Genomic DNA, 18,887 nt, shown 5'->3' with positions numbered 1-18,887 from the left:
GTACAGTGACGGTATGACGCACAACGGGTTCGAACGGTACGTCGCGATCGGCGACAGCTTCAGCGAGGGATACGGAGATGTCCGCGAGGACGGCACACTCCGAGGCTGGGCCGACTTCGTCGCTCTCGGGCTCGCCCAGTCGAGTGACCGGGACGTCACGTATGCGAATCTCGCCATCCGCGGGCGCAAGCTCTCGCCGATCCTGGACGAGCAGCTGGAGCGCGCCCTCTCGATGTCGCCCGACCTCGTGAGCTTCAACGGTGGCGGCAACGACATCATGCGTCCGCGGGTCACGATCGCGTCGGTGGCCGAGCGGATCGACGCCGCGGTCGATCGGTTGCGTGCCAGCGGTGCACACGTGCTGCTGCTCAGCGGAGCGAATCCGTCGGCGCACATTCCGATGGGCGCCGTGCTGCAGCGCCGGGGAGAGCAGCTCGCTGAGGCGGTGCGGGTCCGATTCCCGCGGGACGGCGTGACGTTCGTCGACAACTGGGCCGATGCGACGCTCGCCGACCTCCGGTACTGGTCGGTGGACCGGTTGCACCTCAACGGTCTCGGTCATGCACGGGTCGCGAGCAACGTCCTGACAGCGCTCGGGGTCCCGGTGCCGCCGGAATGGGGGATCGAGGAGGTCGCGGATGCCCCGCCGGGACCCGCTCAGCGGAGGACGGCGAGCTACTACCGTGAGCACGTCCTGCCCTGGATCGGTCGCCGGCTGACCGGTCGATCCTCCGGCGACGGCCGAGAGGCGAAGATCGGTTCGCTGCAGCGAGTCGACCCGTCCGGTGCGGTGTCCTGACGCTAGGCGACGCGCACGAGCGTCCGCTGCCAGCCGGACGAGCCGTTGGGGGCGATCGGAGCCTGCTCCTCGATCTGGAGGTTGCCGGCCTTGTCGGTCGCGCGCACGGCGACGTAGTGGGTTCCGGACGTGGCGTCCCAGTCCATCCACCACTGCACCCACGTGTCGTCGTTCACCGGTGTCGAGAGGTTCACGCTCTGCCACTCGCCGTTGTCGATACTGACTTCGACCTTCTCGATCCCGACCGTCTGCGCCCAGGCGACGCCCGCGATCTTCGCGGATCCGGCCTCGATCTGCTTGTCGATGCGTGGCGTGTCGATGCGGGAGGAGAGTTTGATCGGCGCCTTCGCGTCGTAGCCGCGCGGCGTCCAGTAGGCCTCGTCCTTCGCGAAGGTCGTGACGGTGAGCTTGGTGAGCCACTTCGTCGCTGAGACGTAGCCGTAGAGGCCCGGGACGACCATGCGCACCGGGAACCCGTGTTCCAGCGGCAGCGGTTCGCCGTTCATCGCGACGGCGAGGATCGCGTCCCGGTTGGTGTCCGTCAGCGCTTCGAGCGGGGTGCTCGCGGTGAAACCGTCGACGCTCGTCGAGAGCACCATGTCGGCGTCGGACTCCGGCATCGCCCGCTTCAGGACGTCGCGCACGGGGACGCCGAGCCACTTCGCCGTACCGAGGAGGTTGCCGCCGACCTCGTTCGACACGCAGGTCATCGTGATGGAGTACTCGTCGAGGCCCATGGCCACCAACTCCTCGAAGCTGATCTGCACCGGTTTCCCCACCATGCCGTCGACGGTGAGCGACCAGGTCGCCGGATCGACGGACGGGACCGTCAGCGCGGTGTCGACGCGGTAGAACTTCTCGTTCGGGGTGTACAACGAGCTGAGGCCGGGGATGTCGAGCTCCGCACCGTCCGGAACGGTGACCATCGACTTCGGGCTCGGAAGCTTCAGGGCGTCGCGGATGGCCGTGATCGACGATGTCGTCACGTTGATGATGCGGGCGCCGACGCCGACGACGACCGCGCCGGCGGCGGCGATGCCGGCCAGGCGGAAGAATCCACGGCGATCGAACGCAGCGGACTGCTCGTCTGCTGCGCTGGCGCGTCGCGGCCGGCTCGGCAGGCGGCGCCGCAACAGGACCAGTAGCACGATGCCGGTGGCTGTGCCGAGCACGACGGGGATGACCGACAGCGGCGTGGCACCGGCTCGCGTGACGGTCGTCGCTCCGGCGAACACACCGGCGGCGGCGAGGAGCACGACGCCGAGCGGCGGACGGAGGTACTGGAGCACACCCGCGACGGCCGCAGCGACCAGCACTGCCACTCCGAGGCTCACGAGCAGGAACAGCTTGTCGTTCTCCCCGAACACCTCGATCGCGAACTCCTTCGCCCAACGCGGGACGATGTCGATCACGAAGGAGCCGACGGTCAGCAACGGGCTGCTGCCTCGTGAGAACAGGAGCGCGGCGAGTTCGGCGACGGCGAGGAATCCCGCAGCTGCGACGATCCCGGAGAGAGCGGCTGCGACCCAGGCGAGGCGTCGCCCGGGTCGTCTCGTGCTGCTGCGTTGCTTCGATGACATGTGAACTCCCTGGTCGTGGTTCGAGGGGAGTTCGGAGCCGTCGTCGGTTCGGACGGGTCGACGTGAGCTCAGGCGGTCGCCACCGCCAGCCGCAGGCCTGTCTCCGTGGCCAGCGAGAGGGCTTCCGCGAGCTCCTGCTCGCTGCGCCCGATCTGCGGTGCGAGCGCGGCTTCGCGCTCAGCCAGGGTGAGGCTCGTCGTGATCACGTGCACGTCCATACCCAGCGCACCGCCGAAGAGGGTGCGAAGCGCGGGGACCTCGTGGTCCCAGCCCTCGGTCGGACTGCCGATGTCGTACGCGATACCCCGACTCGTCGTGATGACGACCGGCCGCCCGACGAGGGACCCCGTGTCGGCGGAGGTGACCCCCGGCACATGGATGTGGTCGATCCACGCCTTGAGGGATGACGGGATCGAGAAGTTGTACAGTGGCGCGCCGATGACGACGATGTCGGCGGCGAGGAGTTCATCGACCAGTTCGCGCTGCAGTTCCTCCGCCTCCGCCGGTGGGTTCGATCCCTCGACCCGGTCCGCCGGTGCCCAGTGGAGGCTCGAGTCTGCCAGGTGCGGCACCGGGTCGCGGTGGAGGTCGCGGCGCACGACCACGCCGGTGGGGTCGGCCGTGAGCCAGGCGTCGACGACCGCTTGCGACAGGCGGCGCGATCGAGAGGTGGTGAGGTCGGCGGACGAGTCGAGATGCAGGAGCGTTGGCATGGGTGCAACGCTAGCAACGTGCCCCATCCGCTCGCTTGCGCAGCACGCCGACGCGCCGTTAGCGTCGCACCATGTCCACCGAAGCTGCACAGACCACCCGACGGCGCCGTGACGCAGCGACGCTCGACCAGCTGGATCCGCTCGCTCGGCACCGCGAGGCCTTCGTCCCCGCGCCGGGTGTGCTCGCCTACCTGGACGGGAACTCACTCGGCCGACCGTTGCGAGCGACCGCCCACCGCCTGCAGGAGTTCATCGCAGGGGAGTGGGGCACGGAGCTGATCCGCTCGTGGGACGAACGCTGGTTCGATCTTCCGCTCGCCTTGGGCGATCGCCTCGGCCGGATCGTCCTCGGGGCGGCGACCGGTCAGACGGTCGTCGCGGACTCGACGACCGTCCTGTTGTACAAGCTCGTCCGGGCCGCCGTCGATCGGCCGTCCGCGGAGCATGGCACGCGCACCGAGATCGTCATCGACGACGGGAACTTCCCGACCGACCGCTTCGTCATCGAGGGCATCGCTGCCGAGCGAGGGCTGCAGGTGCGCTGGATCAGCGCGGACCCGGTCACCGGCGTCTCCACGGATCAGCTCGCCGCTGCGGTCGGCGACCGCACGGCACTCGTCGTCCTCAGCCAGGTCGACTACCGGTCGGGCGCCCTCCTCGACGTCGAAGCCGTGACCGAGCTCGTCCACGCCGCGGGCGCCCTCGTCCTGTGGGACCTCTGCCACTCGGCGGGTGTGCTGCCGATCCATCTCGATGCCTGGGGTGTCGATCTCGCGGTGGGCTGCAGCTACAAATACCTCGGTGGCGGGCCGGGAGCTCCGGCGTTCGCCTATGTCGCCGCTGGGCTCCAGGAGGAGCTGCTGCAACCGATCCAGGGCTGGATGGGAGCGCAGGACGTGTTCGCGATGGCCGATGTCTATCGCCCGGCGACGGGCATGCGCCGCTTCCTCAGTGGGACACCGCCCATCGTCGGGATGTTGCCGCTCGAAGACTCCCTCACCGTGATCGAGTCGGCCGGAGTGCAGGCGATCCGGGAGAAGTCGGAACTGCTCACCGCGTTCGTCGTCGACTGGTGCGACGAGCACCTCGACGCATCGGGCGTCACCCTCCTGACCCCACGGGATCCAGCGCGACGCGGCGGCCACGTCACGCTCGGTCACGCCGAGTTCGAGGCGGTGACCGCCGATCTCTGGTCGCAGGGGGTGATCCCGGACTTCCGCCGGCCGAACGGCCTGCGCATCGGCCTGTCGCCGCTCAGCTCGGGGTTCGTGGACCTCGAGGCGGGACTCGAGGCGGTCGCCGAAGCACTCGCGCGAGCCACTGCCCGACAGCCGTAGGCTGCTCTCATGCCTGCAGCCTCCGGAATCCAGTACCGACTCGCCCACACCGGCCGAGCGGGTGAGGTGCGCGCGACCGTCACCGAACTCGCCGCCGGCCTCCGGGAGCTGACGGTCGGAGGCCGGACCCTCGTCGAGGCGTTCGGTGAGGAGGTCGTCGCGCCGATGGGCTGCGGCATGGTGCTCGTCCCGTGGCCGAACCGGGTCCGCGGCGCTCGGTGGACGCTCGACGGCGCACCGCAACAGCTGGACGTGACGGAAGCGGCGACCGGCAACGCCTCGCACGGGCTGCTCCGGAACACCGGGTACCGCGCAGACGAGGTGACCGCCGCCTCGGTCACGCTCGCAGCCTCGGTGTTCCCGCAGCACGGCTACCCGTTCCGCCTCGACACGAGCGTCCGGTACTCGCTCGTCGACGACGGCGTGACCGTCACGCACGAGGTGGTCAACCGCTCGAACCGCCCGGCACCCGTCGCGGTCGGAGCACACCCGTACCTCGCCCTCGGAGGGGTACCGAGCGAGGAACTGACCCTGACGGTGGCTGCTGACACCTGGTTCGAGACCGATGCGCAGCGCATCCCGGTGGCCGAGCACCCCGTCGACGGCACGCCGAACGACCTCCGTTCCGGCGCAGACGTCGGCGGGCTCAGCCTCGACGTCGGCCTCGGCGCGCTCACCGCGGGGACGGACGGCCGGTTCCACCACCGGCTCACGTCGCCCGTCGGCGACGTGGTCGAACTCTGGGCCGACGAGTCGTTCCGCTACGTACAGGTCTACACGCCGTCGAACTTCCCGAAGGCTGGTGGACCAGGCGTCGCGGTGGCGATCGAACCGATGACCGCCCCCGCGGATGCGCTCAACAGCGGGACCGGGCTCCGCTGGCTCGAGCCGGAGGAGCGGTGGACGCTGTCCTGGGGGATCCGACTCGACCTCGCCTGACGTCCGTCGGTCCGGGCGAGGCGCGCCTCATGGACGATGCGAGTCAGCTCGCAGGATGACGCGACGCCTCCCAGGATCGGTCTGGCGTCCGATGTCCTGAGCGGTCCCGAGGACTGAGACTGAGGGCATGACCACGCACCTCGACACGAGTCCCACCGTCTTCTCGCTGCCGACCCTGCACACGAGCGCCGCGGAGCGGGTGTCCGCAGGTCGTGCCGGTCGCGCGGAGCGAGGCCGCATGGCGGCCTTCATCGGCGTCATCCTCGGCAACGTCGTGCTGTGGAGCACCGCGTTCATCGCGGTCGGCCTGACGCTCGCGCTGCAACTCGGCCTCGTCGGTGTGGTCGTCGCGTCGCTTCTGCGCTGAGACGGTCCGCGGAGAACCGGTGCTTCAGTCCCCGGTGTCCTCGTCAGCCACGACGTCCGGGTCGTCCTCGACGAGGCTGTCCTCGTCGACAGCGTCCTTGGGCAGGCCTTGCAGCATGGCTGCTGCGCCTTCGTCGCGGATTCCCTCGACTGCTCCGAAGTTCGACATGGTGCCATCCTCTCGATCGTCGTACCCGACAGCGTAGCCAGCGGGTACGACGATCGACAGGGGTGTCTCCGAAGGGTGGAGACGGCGGTCAGTCGACGATCGACACCGTGACCTCGATGTTGCCGCGGGTGGCGTTGGAGTAGGGGCACACGTGGTGCGCCTGGTCTGCGAGCTGCTGCGCCTCGTCGTGCGAGACGTTCGGCACGTAGACGTCGAGTTCGACGGCGAGTCCGAAGCCGCCCTCACCGTTCGAACCGATGCCGACGCTCGCCGACACTGCGGCGTCCGTGGTGTCGAGCTTCGCGGTGCGTCCGACCGCGTGCAATGCACTGAGGAAACAGGCGGCGAAGCCGGCGGCGAAGAGCTGTTCCGGGTTGGTGCCCTCACCACTGCCGCCGAGTTCCTTCGGCGGGCGGGTGTCGAAGTCGAGGAGGTCGTCCTCACTGCGGACGTGACCGTCTCGTCCGCCTCCGGTGGCATGGGCAACTGCTGTGTACGCGATATCCATCCGTCCATCCTCCCACCGTCCGGCGACTCCGCCGCCCTCAGCGCGCGCCTGTCGTGCCCTGGCCATGCAGCTCACGCCGTGCGCCGGACACGACCGCTCGAGCCACGACGTCGAGCAGCCGGGAGTGCAGGCGCCACTGCTGCCAGTACAACGGGACATCGACCGAGCCTGTCTCGTCGAGCACGACGAGCGTGCCGTCGGCCACAGCCCGCGCCGCCTGGGCGTCGGGCAGCATGCCCCAGCCGAGCCCGAGCCCGACGGCCACCGCGAAGTCGGCCGACGCAGGGACGTGGTGGCGCGGTGGAGCCGCAGGATCGACTCCTCGTCGACGGAGGTAGGCGTCCTGCAGGTCGTCCTTGCGGTCGAAGACCACGACGGGGGCCGTGGCGAACTCCGTCGCTCGGCCGCCGCTCAACCAGCGCGCTGCGAACGCCGGAGACGCCGTCGGCCGGTATCGCATGCTTCCGAGCGGCTGCACCGTACAGCCCTGCACCGGTTCACGGCTCGATGTCACCGCCGCCATCACCGTGCCGTCCCGCAGCAGCTGGACCGAGTGGTCCTGATCCTCCCTCGACAGGTCGAACGCCACAGGATGGTGTGCCGCGACCTCGGCGAACACGGGCAGGATCCAGGTGGCCAGCGAATCGGCGTTCACGACCACGGGGATGGTCGCCGGAGCTGCGGGCGCGAGTCCGTCCGCAGCGTGCAGCTCGAGCGCTGCGTCCTGGCCGAGGAGCCGAACGGCTCTCGCGAGGCGCAGGATGGTCTCCCCGGACTCGGTCGTCGTGATCGGCTTGGTCCGGAGCAGGAGGATCCGACCGACCCGCTCCTCCAGTGCCTTGATGCGCAGGCTCACGGCCGACGGCGTCACCGAGAGCTCCCGCGCAGCCGCTTCGAAGGTGCCGCGATCGACCGCGGTCACGAAGGCGTCGAGGTGGTCGAGCTGGAGTTCCATGATGAGAGAATCTCATGATTCATCAAAAACCTGAACTGGATTGATGAGACCCTGCCGCCTACGGTCGAGAGCATGCCCATCGCACTCAACGCCGCGCTCGCCGGTCTCGGCCTCGGCCTGTCGCTCATCGTCGCGATCGGCGCGCAGAACGCGTTCGTGCTGCGACAGGGGATCCGTCGGGAGCACGTCATGCCCGTCGTGCTCGTGTGCGCCCTGTCCGACGCCGTGTTGATCATCGCCGGAGTGAGCGGCATCGGCTTCGTCGTCGAACGTTTCCCGGTGATCCTCGTCGTGCTCCGCTGGGCGGGCGCAGCGTTCCTGTTCGCCTACGGTCTCCTCGCCGCCCGCCGCGCCTTCGCGCCCGGCGGGCTGACGACCGACCGTGGCGGGAGCGCACTGTCGCTCCGGAGCGCCGTCCTGACCGTCCTCGGGCTGACCTGGCTGAACCCCCACGTGTACCTCGACACGGTGCTGCTCCTCGGATCGATCGCGAACACGCACGGCGAGGTCGGTCGGTGGTGGTTCGCACTCGGCGCCGTCCTCGGCAGCTTCGTCTGGTTCACCGCGCTCGGCTACGGCGCTCGGCTCCTGCGGGGCCTCTTCGCGAAGCCCGTCGCCTGGCGCGTGCTCGATGCCTCGATCGCCGTCGTCATGATCCTGCTCGCCGTCCTGCTGCTCGTCCGGGAGTGAGCAGGTCCGTCCGCGCACGCGTCGCTAGGCTGGCCGGGTGACCCGAACCCTGCGCGACGTCAACGACGTCATCGAACGACTCTGGCCGCTCACCGGAGCGGAGGACTGGGACGCTCCCGGGCTGCTCGTCGGCGATCCCGAACAGCCCGTCGAGCACGTCCTGCTCGCCGTCGACGCCGTGCGAGCGACGATCGACGAGGTCCTGGCGAGGCCCGCCGGGCTGCTGCTCGTCCACCATCCGCTGTTGATGCGCGGGGTCACGACGGTCGCCGAGGACCGGTACAAGGGCGCATTGATCGCCCGGCTCATCCGAGGCGGTGCAGCGCTCGTCGCCGCTCACACGAACGCGGACGTGGTCCGAGACGGCACCTCCGACGTCCTGGCGCAGCGCCTCGGACTGCACGACGTGACGCCCATCGTGCCGGCGGCGGACGGCTCGACCGGTCTCGGCCGAGTGGGCGAGCTGGCCGAGCCGCAGTCGCTCGGAGACATCGCGCGGTCCCTCGCGGGCATCCTCCCTGCCACGGCGACCGGGGTACGAGCCTCAGGTGACGGCGAGCAGCCCGTACGCCGCATCGCGGTCTGCGGGGGAGCAGGCGACTCTCTGTTGTCCCACCCCGCCGTGCGCGCGGCCGACCTCTACGTGACCGCCGACCTCCGCCATCATCCCGCGTCCGAAGCGCGGGAACAGGCGCTGCTCGGCGACGGGCCGGCACTCATCGACGTGTCCCACTGGGCCAGCGAGTGGCTGTGGCTCGATGCGGCCGCTGCGGCACTGGTGGAAGCGCTGCCGGGACTCGACGTGTCGGTGAGCGAGTTGCGCACCGATCCGTGGGATTTCGTCGTCACCCAGGAGGTGGCGCGGCCGGTAGGGTGATGAGTCGAGAGTTTGGAACAGACGTGAAAGCCAGCCCAGCAGACCAGAAGACGTTGCTCACCCTGCAGAGCATCGACACCGGAGTGCAGCGCACCACCCATCGAGCGGCGAACCTCCCCGAGGCCGCCCGCATCAGCGAGCTCCAGAGGGAGATCGAGGGTGTGCGCCTGCGTCGCCTCGAGAAGGTCGGTGTGCGCGACGACGCCCGCACCGAGCTCGGCCGGATCGAGTCCGACGTCGCGGTCGTCGAGGCACGGATCAAGCGCGACGACGCCCGCCTGCTGCAGTCGACCTCCGTCAAGGACGTCGAAGCGCTGCAGAGCGAGCTCGCCTCCCTGAAAACCCGCCAGAACAACCTCGAGGAGATCGAGCTCAACGTCATGCAGCGCGTCGAGGACGCCGAGGAGGCTGTCGCGCAGGTGGATGCGGAGCGTGCGGGTCTGCAGGAGCTGCTCGACGAGGTCGCTGCGAAACGCGACGCCCAGCTGGTGGAGCTCGATGCCGAGCGCACCCGTCTCACCGCTGACCGCGACTCGCTGACACCCGGTATCCCCGAGGACCTGCTCGCCCTCTATGAGCAGCGCCGAGCTCGCGGTGGCATCGGTGCCGCGCTGTTCCGCGCGGGAACCTGCGGTGCGTGCAAGATGTCGCTGACGGGCAACGACCTGCAGGCGGTCCGGTCCGCTCCATCGGAAGACGTCGTACAGTGCCCGGAGTGCAGTGCGATCGTCGTCCGGACGGATGAGTCCGGCCTCATCTGAGCGAGCGCACCGCTCACGCCTGCCGCATGCACGCGGCAGGCCCCAGCACCGGTAGACTCGATTCTCGTGAACGGGCCGGCTAGACGGTCGCGTCACCGTCCTCCTTCGGGAGGATGGTGCCGAGGAACGTCCGGGCTCCACAGAGCAGGGCGGTGGGTAACACCCACCCGGGGCAACCCGCGAGACAGTGCCACAGAGAACAGACCGCCGTGGGCGACCACGGTCAGGGTGAAACGGTGGGGTAAGAGCCCACCAGCGACCGGGGTGACCCGGTCGGCTCGGTAAACCTCGTCCGGAGCAAGGTCAACAGGGAACGCTGAGGCTGCTCGCCAAGTTCCCGGGTAGACCGCTAGAGGGCTGCGGCAACGTCGTCCCGAGAGAGATGGCCGTCCAAGCGCGCAAGCGTGGGACAGAACCCGGCGTACCGGTCGACCCGTTCACACCTTCGGCCCGCGTCGCCTGCTCAGGCGATGCGGTCGGCCGGCCCCGCTGCCAGCGCGGCAGCGCCCAGGATTCCGGCATTGTTGCGGTGCACGGCCGGGATGATCGGCGTGTTCAGCTTCAGGAGTGGCAGGAACTGGTCGGCGTGCTTCGAGACGCCGCCGCCGACGACGAACTGGTCGGGCGAGAAGAGGAACTCGACGCGCTCGTAGTACTTCTGCAGGCGCTTCGCCCACTTCTCCCAGCTCAGCTCCTCGCGCTCCTTCGCAGCGTACGAGGCCCGGGTCTCGGCGTCCTTGCCGTCGATCTCGAGGTGGCCGAGCTCGGCGTTCGGGATCAGGGTGTGGTTGTAGATGAGGGCCGAGCCGATGCCCGTGCCGAGTGTGGTGAGGATCGTGAGGCCCTTGGCGTCCTTGGCCGCTCCGAACTCGGTCTCGGCGTAGCCCGCGGCGTCGGCGTCGTTCACGAAGGTGATGTCGCGACCGAGTCCCTCCTCGAAGAGCTTCTCGGCCTCGAGCCCGATCCAGGCGTCCGACACGTTGGCGGCCGACATCGTGACACCGTTGCGCACGATGGCCGGGAAGCAGACACCGAGCGGCAGCCCGTCCGATGCCGGGGCGAGCCGCTCGAGGACCTCGCGGACGGTTCCGACGATGTCCTTCGGCTCGCCACCCTTCGGTGTCGGGATCTTCACACGATCGGTGATGAGTTCGCCGGTCGTGAGATCGACGACCGCGCCCTTGATGCCGGTCCCTCCGATATCGATGCCGACCGCGGACCGGGGAGCTGCATTCGTCATGGACCCAGCCTAGAGCGCCACGGCATCGACCGGGGAGTCGACAGCGCTCGGAAGCGTCAGGATGTCGGCGCCACGCTCCGTCACGACGAGCGTGTGCTCGAATTGCGCTGTCCACGAGCGGTCGCGCGTGGTCACGGTCCAGTCGTCGTCCCACTGCTGCCAGTCCTGGCTGCCGATCGTGAGCATCGGTTCGATGGTGAACACCATCCCCGGTTCCATGACCGTGTCATGGGCCGGTGCCGCGTCGTAGTGCGGGACGATCAGGCCGGAGTGGAAGGACCGGCCGACGCCGTGGCCGGTGAAGTCGCGGACGACGCCGTAGCCGAACCGTTTCGCGTACGACTCGATGGCTCGTCCGATGACGTTGATCTGTCGGCCCGGCGCCACCGCCTTGATGCCACGGTTCAGCGCCTCTCGGGTGCGCTCCACGAGCAGCCGAGTCTCCTCGGCGGCGTCTCCGACGAGGAAGGTGACGTTGCTGTCGCCATGTACGCCGTCGAGGTAGGCCGTGATGTCGATGTTGATCAGGTCCCCGTCGCGGAGGACGGTGTCATCGGGGATGCCGTGACAGATGACCTCGTTCACGGAGCTGCAGATCGACTTCGGGTATCCGCGGTAGCCGAGAGTCGACGGATAGGCTCCCGCACTGATCACCGCGGCGTGGCCGATGGCGTCGAGTTCGTCGGTGGTCACGCCGGCTCGGACCGCAGCGCCGACGGCCTGGATCGCGTTCGCGGCGATCGTGCCGGCGACGCGGATGCGCTCGACCTCCCCCGGGGAGTAGAGGTCGCCGCGGGTGTCCTCGGCGGGGGCGACACGACCCACGTACTCGGGCCGCACGATGTCGGCGGGCACCGCGCGTGGGCGGCCGATTCGGCCGGGGATCAGGTGACCTGCGGTGTCGAAAGGCATAGGATCAAGCCTAACCGAGCAGGGGAGACGCGCCGTGGCGAAAGAACCATCCGAACAGTACTGGTACAACACGAAGACCGGCCAGGTAGAGTTCGGCTTCGAGTCCAGCGTCGTCGACCGGGTCGGCCCGTTCGAGACCGCTGCTGAAGCCTCGCACGCGCTCGAACGCCTTCGCGCGAACAGCGACAAATGGGCCGCTGAAGAGGCCGCAGAGGACTGATCCGGGACGAGCCACGCTCCCCTCATCCGACGATTTGCCGGGATGACCCCCTTCCGCGGGTGCGTGCTGATCCGCCAGGATGGCGTTCAGGGGAGCTCGAGCGGGGGGACGCATGCGCAGGATCGACCGTCAACGGAGACGTCTGTTGATCGCAGCCGGTATGGCAGCCGTACTGTTCGGCATGGTGGCGCCCGGCTCTGTCATCGCCGCGTCCGGCGCAGCACGGACGGCTGTCGACCCGGCGGAATGCGTCGTCGACGTGCCCGGCGGGTCCCGCTGCGGTGAACTCACCGTGCCGGTGTCCAGAGGGGTGCCCGACTCGCCGACGGCGACGCTGCCCTACGTGATCGTGCCGGCCGCGCTCGACACCGGCCGACCGCCCATCGTCTATCTGTCGGGCGGCGTGCCGCTCTCCGACGTCGACGTCACGGCCCTCGCCGTCCAGCGCGGTCTCGCAGCCGACCGGGACGTCGTGTTCGTCGAGCGCAGGGGTGGTGCGGATGCGAGTCCCTCACTCGAGTGCGCGCCAGCGGTCGACGCCTTCGTCGCGGCGTTGAGCACTGCTGAAGACCGTGCTGCGGCAGTCGAGTCGATCACGACGGCGCTGACGTCGTGCTCCGCCACCTGGCAGGAGGACGGGGTGACCGCGAGCGACTTCGGTGTCGCACCATCCGCGTTCGACCTCAGAGCCCTCCGCGAGCAGCTCGGCTACCGCTCATGGACGGTCATGGCGGTCGGGACGTCAGCGGGTATCGCCCTTGCCGCACCCGGCGTCGATCCGGAAGGGGTCGTGGGCATCGTCGTCGACGGTCCTGACCTCGGCGCTCCAGGGATCGTCTCCGCCAGCGGCGTCGCTGCGGCGCTGGCGGTCGTGCAGGGCCGCGGTGACGACCCGGCGATGACGGATGCCGACGTGTCGACCGGTGCGCCCGCACCTGCGACCAGTGCGGCCCAAGCCGCGGGCGCCGAGGGCGGAGCGCCCCGGGAGTCCGGCGACGCCGAAGCGGTCGCGGCGGCGAGCGCGCTCGACCGATCGGCCACGACGCTCGCCGAAGCCGCAGCGGTGTTCGAGGGTGAGCCGCACACGACAGCCGGACCGGGTGGCGTCACCGTCGGTGCGGATGCGTTCCTCGCGATCGCCGCCCGCGCGCTCGCAGACCCGACGACCCAGGCCGCTCTGCCGCTGGCCCTCGCTTCCGTCGTGGACGGACGTCAGGACGCCGTGGACGCGCTCACCGACGAGGTGCTGTCGTCGATCCGCGAGTCGGGCCCGGTACAGGACTGGGCGCTCGCCTGTTCCACGGTCGGCTGGCCTGGAACGACCGAGACCGCCGCCCCCGAGACCGCCGACACCGAGGCAACCACGACGACGTTGCTCGAGGACGTCTCGGCGGGGACCTGCACTGCGCTCGGGATCGCGCCCACGCCGGCCCCCGCCGCGGTCGACCTCCCAGCCCTCGTCCTCTCCGCCCCGGAACAGGACGCCGCCGTCCTCGGCTCCGCGAGCGCGTCGCTGCCCCAGGCGACCGCGGCCTCGTTCCCAGGGGCCGGCGCGGTTCCGACCGCGTCGAGCGGATGCGCCGTCATCGCGGTGGCCAACTGGTTGTCCGATCCTGCGTCGTACCGCGCGGCGCTCTGCGCCGTCGATGATGCGGCGGTCGCCGTGGTCGGCGCCGGCGACGTGTCCGCGAGCCCTCGCTGGGTCCAGCAGACGACGACAGGGACCGGTGGTTGGTGGCTCCTGCTGGTGCTGCCGGCCCTCTTCGGGATCGTCGCTCTCGCCTGGTCGATCGCCTGGGCGTACCGGCTCATCGCCCAGGCGCTGCGGCGGGAGCCCGTGCAGGCGGGTCTCACGCTCGGCATCGCGCCGGTGTTCGGCGCGAGCTGGGCGATCGCCGGTGCGGTCATCCTGGTGCGCTCGGCCGAGACGAGCCCTGCCACACATCTACTCGGCCTCCCCGCAGCGCTTCCCTGGCTGTCGATCGCACTCCTCGTGAGCTGCATCGGGCTCATCCCCGTCTGGCAGGGCGCTCACCGCGGATCGCGTCTCCGGATCACGGCGGTCTCCCTGCTCTGGGGGGCGACGGCGGTGTGGAACATCGTGTACGTCCTCGGCTGGTGGTGAGTGCGGCGAGGGCGACCCCGGCCCGCGCCGATGAGCGCGGAACCGTCCCCGAGCCAGTAGCCTAGAGACGGGCCGCCGGCCGAAGAAAGAGGGGCAGATGGATAAGCAGCGCGACTTCGTTCTCCGCACGATCGAGGAGCGGGGCGTCAAGTTCGTCCGGCTGTGGTTCACCGACGTCGTCGGCACCCTGAAGTCCGTGGCCATCGCCCCGGCCGAGGTCGAGGGGGCGTTCAGCGAGGGTCTCGGTTTCGACGGTTCGGCCATTGAAGGCCTCAGCCGATCCTACGAGTCGGACCTGCTGGCCCATCCGGACCCGACGACCTTCCAGATCCTGCCGTGGCGGGGCGAGATCGATCCGACCGCCCGGATGTTCTGCGACATCACCACGCCGGACGGCCAGCCCGCCGTCGCCGATCCCCGCAACGTGCTGAAGCGCACGCTCGCCAAAGCGGCAGACATGGGCTTCACCTTCTACACGCACCCGGAGATCGAGTTCTACCTGCTCAAGTCCTCGCAGTACGGCGTGAACGGCCCGGAGCCCGTCGACTCCGCAGGCTACTTCGACAACGTTCCCGGCGGCACGGCCCACGACTTCCGCCGTCGCTCCGTCCGCATGCTGGAAGATCTCGGCATCTCCGTGGAGTTCAGTCACCACGAGGCCGGCCCCGGCCAGAACGAGATCGACCTCCGGTACGCCGACGCCCTCACCACGGCCGACAACATCATGACCTTCCGTACCGTCGTCAAGGAGGTCGCGATCGAGCAGGGCGTGTACGCCACGTTCATGCCGAAGCCGCTCGTGCACCAGCCCGGCAGCGGTATGCACACGCACATGTCGCTGTTCGAAGGGGACGCGAACGCGTTCTACGAGGCCGGTGCGCAGTACCAGCTCTCGAAGACGGGTCGTCAGTTCATCGCCGGCCTGCTCACGCACGCGCCCGAGATCACCGCCGTCACGAACCAGTTCGTGAACTCCTACAAGCGTCTCTGGGGCGGCGTCGGCCCGAACAAGCTGGCCGAGGCACCGAGCTTCGTCTGCTGGGGTCACAACAACCGCTCGGCTCTCGTCCGGGTCCCGCTGTACAAGCCGAACAAGGGGCAGAGCGCGCGCGTGGAGTACCGCGCCATCGATTCGGCCGCGAACCCCTATCTCGCCTTCTCGCTCATGCTCGCCGCGGGCCTCAAGGGCATCGAGGAGGGCTACGAGCTTCCTCCGGAGGCCGAAGACAACGTCTGGACCCTGTCGGACACCGAGCGCCGTGCACTCGGCTACAACGCCCTCCCGGCAAGCCTCGACCGTGCCGTCAGCCTCATGGAGGGCTCCGAACTCGTCGCGCAGACCCTCGGTGAGCAGGTGTTCAACTACGTCCTGCTGAACAAGCGTCAGGAGTGGCAGGAGTACCGCGCCCAGGTGACACCGTTCGAGCTGTCGAGCAATCTGGAGATGCTCTAGGCACGGGCGCGGTCGGTCATGGTCCGGGAGCACCTCTCGCTCAGTACGCTCGCGCGACTCGGGTTCGCCGAGCTCGGCGCTGCCAGGGAGCGCCTGGACGAGCTCGGCGCGCTCGTGTCGGTGGATCCGGCTGAGATCGCGCCGTCCTTCGCGGTCGCCGCAGATCCGGACGCCGCACTCGTCGGCGTGCTCATGGTCGGCCGGAAGTCCCCGTCAGAGCTGGGCTCACTGTTGGGCGACACGGACCGGACCGAGCGGCTGCTGCGACTCTTCGGTGCTTCGCAGGGGTTCATCGACTTCTTCTTGAGGCACCCCGACCAATTGACGGTCTTCGAGCTTCCGGTCACCCGCGTGCCGACACTCGAGGAGGCACGCACGGAGCTCCTTGCGAGCGTCGGCGCGGTGGAAGGGTTCGCATCGATCGTCGAGGAACCCGCGTGGGATGCGATCCGGGTCGTGTATCGACGCCTCCTCGCGGAGGTCGCATTGTTCGATCTCTGCGCACCCGACCCCGTCGCCGTCCTCGACCGCGTGGCCGGTGCGCTCGCCGACCTCGCCGCCGGGGCGCTCGAGGCGTCGATCGCGGTCGCCCGGGCTCAGTCGAGCGGCCCCCGCGGTCCCGGTGTGTATCCGCGCGACGAGGTCGCGGCCACCCGCTTCGCCATCATCGGCATGGGCAAGGCCGGCGCCCGCGAGCTCAACTACGTGTCGGACGTCGACGTCATCTTCGTCGGCGAGGGCACGAGCGTCGAACCGGGTGACGGAGGTCTCGAGAACGGACGAGCAGTCGAGATCGCGACGCGCCTCGCCGTGCTCACGATGCGCGGTCTGAGTCAGGCCGGTTTCGAACCCGGGCTGTGGGAGGTCGACCCGAACCTGCGCCCGGAGGGCAAGGCCGGCGCCCTCGTCAGGACGCTCGAATCGCATCTCGTCTACTACGACCGCTGGGCGAAGAGCTGGGAGTTCCAGGCGTTGCTCAAAGCGCGCGCCTTCGCCGGCGACCTCGAACTCGGTGCCCGCTACATCGAGGCCGTCCAGCCGAAGGTCTGGGGGAGCGCTTCCCGCGAGGGGTTCGTCGAGTCCGTGCAACGGATGCGCGAACGCGTCACCGAGAACATCCCGGCGGAGGACGTCCACTACCAGCTGAAGCTCGGTCCGGGCGGCCTGCGTGACATCGAGTTCACCGTGCAGCTGCTCCAGCTCGTGCACGGACAGCTCGACGACACCGTGCACCAGCGCAACACCCTGGGCGCCCTCGACGGGCTTGCGACCGCCGGCTACATCGGGCGGACCGAGGCGCAGGAGTTCGCGAACGACTATCGCCTGCTCCGGGTGTTGGAGCACCGGTTGCAGCTGACGAAGCTGCACCGCACGCACATGATGCCGCGCGATGAGCCGTCACTGCGCGCACTGGCCAGGTCGAGCACGCTCGCAACGACCGCACAGGCCCTCGTCACCCGCTGGGAGGCGACCAAACACGAGGTGCGGCAGCTGCACGAACGTCTGTTCTACCGCCCGCTCCTCTCAGCGGTCGCCGCGCTGCCCGAGGGCGGTCTGAGCCTGACGAGTGGACAGGCGGAGGCGCGTCTCGCGGCCATCGGTTTCGTCGACCCCCGCGGTGCCCTCGCACACATCGGCGCGCTCACCGCTGGAGTGTCCCGCCGGGCGAACATCCAGCGCCACCTCCTGCCGGTCATGCTGGGGTGGTTCGCCGACGGCGCCGACCCCGACTACGGTCTGCTCGCGTTCCGCCGGCTGAGCGAGTCACTCGGTGAATCGCACTGGTTCCTGCGCATGCTGCGCGACTCGTCCGGTGCGGCAGAGCGGTTGACGCGGGTCCTGTCGGGCTCCCGCTTCATCGGTGAGCTCATGGACCGCATTCCGGAGTCGGCCGCGTGGCTCGCCGGCGACGAGGACCTGCTCCCGCGTTCGCGAGCCGCCCTCGACGAGGAGATCGCCGCGATCCTCCGCAGACACGACACGACCGACAGCGCCGCGGCGGCCATCCGGGCCGTGCGGCGACGTGAGGTGCTCCGTCTCGCCGTGTCCTCGACGGTCGGCATCCTCGACGTCCAAGGACTCGCGGCCGGCCTCACCGACGTCTCCTCTGCGACGCTCACCGGTCTCCTCGGCGCCATCAGGGGCGTCGGTGGCGCGGGGGGCGACATCGAGTTCGCGATCATCGCCATGGGTCGCTACGGGGGAGCCGAACTCGGCCTCGGTTCGGACCTCGACGTGCTCTACGTGTTCCGAGCGGCAGAGGACGTCGACTCACAGGAGGCGCAACGCCAGGCGGGGTCGATCGCATCAGAGCTCAAGCGGTTGAGCGAGGACGCCCGTCTCCCGCTCGACCTCGACCTCGACCTGCGCCCGGAGGGCAAGAACGGCCCGCTCGTGCGCTCGCTCGACTCCTACCGGAACTACTACGCCCGATGGTCGCTCACCTGGGAGGCCCAGGCGCTGCTCCGCGCCGCAGGAGTGGTCGGGGACGTGTCGCTCATCGATGCATTCACAGAGGTGGCCGACACCGTCCGGTATCCCGAGTCCATCAGTGACCAGTCGGTCCGTGAGGTCAAGCGGATCAAAGCGAGGGTGGAGAACGAGCGGCTCCCACAGGGAGCCGACCCGACCCGACATCTGAAGCTCGGTCGAGGGTCGCTCAGCGACGTCGAGTGGTTCGTGCAGTTGCTCCAGCTCGAACATGGTGCGGCCGTGCCAGCGCTCCGGACGACATCGACGCTCCGTGCGCTCGACGCGGCTGTGACTGCGGGTCTGGTCGAGGAGGATGCCGCAGCGCGCCTCCGGGACGCCTGGCTCTTCGCATCCCGTGCGCGCTCCGCCATGACGCTCTGGCTGAACAAGACCCAGGACGTCCTGCCGAGCGATCGTCAACAGCTCGAGGGTGTCGCGCGTCTCCTCGAGTACCCACCGGGTTCGGCGAGTCTCCTGGAGCAGGATTATCTCGCCGTCACGAGACGTGCGCGGACCGTCTTCGAGCACGCGTTCTACGGCATCGAACCGCCACAGGCGGGATGACCCCTGTGCGCCGGGTGAGGGTTCTCCGCACGTCCTGTGTAAATTCTCCCGGCCATTCCCGAGCCCGCTGAGCCCGGTCGGGGCGACCTCCCTCTCAGCGTGCGGAACGCCCTCGCGGGCGCGTGTCAGCAAGCTTCAGCATGCCCTGCGCATCGCTGCACATCTGCGGATTCACGCGAGGGCTGTCCACCCTGAGGAGGACAGGGA

18 protein-coding genes and 1 other RNA gene are annotated in these 18,887 nt (G+C 69.3%); 12 read left to right on the top strand and 7 right to left on the bottom strand.

Annotated elements, in window-relative coordinates:
* Positions 1-13 precede the first annotated feature (13 nt).
* The gene (locus KXS11_RS05655) at positions 14-799 is read left to right on the top strand and encodes an SGNH/GDSL hydrolase family protein (protein WP_437384576.1); all 786 of its coding nucleotides are present in this window, start codon (positions 14-16) and stop codon (positions 797-799) included.
* A 2-nt stretch (positions 800-801) separates the two neighbouring features.
* On the opposite strand, the gene KXS11_RS05650 is transcribed toward KXS11_RS05655, so the two are convergent.
* Entirely contained in the window at positions 802-2,379 is a 1,578-nt protein-coding gene (locus KXS11_RS05650) for a molybdopterin-dependent oxidoreductase (RefSeq protein ID WP_437384575.1), read from the bottom strand.
* Positions 2,380-2,447: 68 nt separating this feature from the next.
* Positions 2,448-3,092, bottom strand: coding sequence for an FMN-dependent NADH-azoreductase (locus tag KXS11_RS05645; protein ID WP_437384574.1), 645 nt, complete (start codon positions 3,090-3,092; stop codon positions 2,448-2,450).
* Positions 3,093-3,163: 71 nt separating this feature from the next.
* On the opposite strand from KXS11_RS05645, the gene KXS11_RS05640 reads away from it, so the two are divergent.
* From KXS11_RS05640 to KXS11_RS05630, 3 genes are all read left to right on the top strand, one after another.
* Positions 3,164-4,429, top strand: coding sequence for a kynureninase (locus KXS11_RS05640; RefSeq protein ID WP_437384573.1), 1,266 nt, complete (start codon positions 3,164-3,166; stop codon positions 4,427-4,429).
* A 9-nt stretch (positions 4,430-4,438) separates the two neighbouring features.
* Positions 4,439-5,368, top strand: a complete 930-nt coding sequence (locus tag KXS11_RS05635; protein WP_437384572.1) for an aldose 1-epimerase family protein — start codon at positions 4,439-4,441, stop codon at positions 5,366-5,368.
* Between the two features lie 127 nt (positions 5,369-5,495).
* Positions 5,496-5,735, top strand: coding sequence for a hypothetical protein (locus KXS11_RS05630; RefSeq protein WP_437384571.1), 240 nt, complete (start codon positions 5,496-5,498; stop codon positions 5,733-5,735).
* A 24-nt stretch (positions 5,736-5,759) separates the two neighbouring features.
* On the opposite strand, the gene KXS11_RS05625 is transcribed toward KXS11_RS05630, so the two are convergent.
* The 3 genes from KXS11_RS05625 to KXS11_RS05615 all read right to left on the bottom strand — a co-directional run bounded on the left by KXS11_RS05625 (position 5,760) and on the right by KXS11_RS05615 (position 7,366).
* On the bottom strand, positions 5,760-5,903 hold the full coding sequence (locus tag KXS11_RS05625; protein ID WP_437384570.1) for a hypothetical protein: 144 nt from the start codon (positions 5,901-5,903) through the stop codon (positions 5,760-5,762).
* An 88-nt stretch (positions 5,904-5,991) separates the two neighbouring features.
* Positions 5,992-6,411 (bottom strand): organic hydroperoxide resistance protein, encoded by a 420-nt coding sequence (locus KXS11_RS05620; RefSeq protein WP_437384569.1) that lies wholly within the window; start codon positions 6,409-6,411, stop codon positions 5,992-5,994.
* 37 nt (positions 6,412-6,448) lie between these two features.
* Entirely contained in the window at positions 6,449-7,366 is a 918-nt protein-coding gene (locus tag KXS11_RS05615) for a LysR family transcriptional regulator ArgP (protein WP_437384568.1), read from the bottom strand.
* 72 nt (positions 7,367-7,438) lie between these two features.
* Here KXS11_RS05615 and KXS11_RS05610 point away from each other — a divergent pair, with 72 nt between their 5' ends.
* The 4 genes from KXS11_RS05610 (at position 7,439) to rnpB (ending at position 10,134) form a co-directional block, all read left to right on the top strand.
* Positions 7,439-8,056: a LysE/ArgO family amino acid transporter gene (locus KXS11_RS05610; protein ID WP_437384567.1), complete on the top strand. Its 618-nt coding sequence runs from the start codon at positions 7,439-7,441 to the stop codon at positions 8,054-8,056.
* Positions 8,057-8,093: 37 nt separating this feature from the next.
* Positions 8,094-8,933 (top strand): Nif3-like dinuclear metal center hexameric protein, encoded by an 840-nt coding sequence (locus KXS11_RS05605; RefSeq protein WP_437384566.1) that lies wholly within the window; start codon positions 8,094-8,096, stop codon positions 8,931-8,933.
* Between the two features lie 23 nt (positions 8,934-8,956).
* A complete protein-coding gene (locus KXS11_RS05600; protein WP_437384565.1) occupies positions 8,957-9,694 on the top strand; it encodes a zinc ribbon domain-containing protein in 738 nt (245 codons plus the stop codon).
* 71 nt (positions 9,695-9,765) lie between these two features.
* An RNA gene (rnpB, locus tag KXS11_RS05595) (RNase P RNA component class A) lies at positions 9,766-10,134 on the top strand.
* A gap of 23 nt (positions 10,135-10,157) precedes the next feature.
* Here rnpB and ppgK read toward each other — a convergent pair.
* The gene (gene ppgK, locus KXS11_RS05590; protein WP_437384564.1) at positions 10,158-10,934 is read right to left on the bottom strand and encodes a polyphosphate--glucose phosphotransferase; all 777 of its coding nucleotides are present in this window, start codon (positions 10,932-10,934) and stop codon (positions 10,158-10,160) included.
* A 9-nt stretch (positions 10,935-10,943) separates the two neighbouring features.
* Positions 10,944-11,846, bottom strand: a complete 903-nt coding sequence (gene map, locus KXS11_RS05585) for a type I methionyl aminopeptidase (protein ID WP_437384563.1) — start codon at positions 11,844-11,846, stop codon at positions 10,944-10,946.
* A 34-nt stretch (positions 11,847-11,880) separates the two neighbouring features.
* On the opposite strand from map, the gene KXS11_RS05580 reads away from it, so the two are divergent.
* The 4 genes from KXS11_RS05580 to KXS11_RS05565 all read left to right on the top strand — a co-directional run bounded on the left by KXS11_RS05580 (position 11,881) and on the right by KXS11_RS05565 (position 18,680).
* Positions 11,881-12,066, top strand: coding sequence for an SPOR domain-containing protein (locus KXS11_RS05580; RefSeq protein WP_437384562.1), 186 nt, complete (start codon positions 11,881-11,883; stop codon positions 12,064-12,066).
* A 160-nt stretch (positions 12,067-12,226) separates the two neighbouring features.
* Positions 12,227-14,191: a hypothetical protein gene (locus KXS11_RS05575; RefSeq protein ID WP_437384561.1), complete on the top strand. Its 1,965-nt coding sequence runs from the start codon at positions 12,227-12,229 to the stop codon at positions 14,189-14,191.
* A gap of 97 nt (positions 14,192-14,288) precedes the next feature.
* Positions 14,289-15,644 carry a glutamine synthetase family protein gene (locus tag KXS11_RS05570; RefSeq protein ID WP_437384560.1) on the top strand — a complete coding sequence of 452 codons (1,356 nt, stop codon included), beginning with the start codon at positions 14,289-14,291 and terminating at the stop codon, positions 15,642-15,644.
* Between the two features lie 18 nt (positions 15,645-15,662).
* Positions 15,663-18,680: a bifunctional [glutamine synthetase] adenylyltransferase/[glutamine synthetase]-adenylyl-L-tyrosine phosphorylase gene (locus KXS11_RS05565; protein WP_437384559.1), complete on the top strand. Its 3,018-nt coding sequence runs from the start codon at positions 15,663-15,665 to the stop codon at positions 18,678-18,680.
* Positions 18,681-18,887 lie beyond the last annotated feature (207 nt).

Source organism: Plantibacter flavus (assembly GCF_051487245.1).
Lineage (GTDB): Bacteria > Actinomycetota > Actinomycetes > Actinomycetales > Microbacteriaceae > Plantibacter > Plantibacter flavus_B.
Note: the sequence above shows the minus strand (reverse complement) of the source record. Positions and strands in the feature narration are given on the sequence as shown.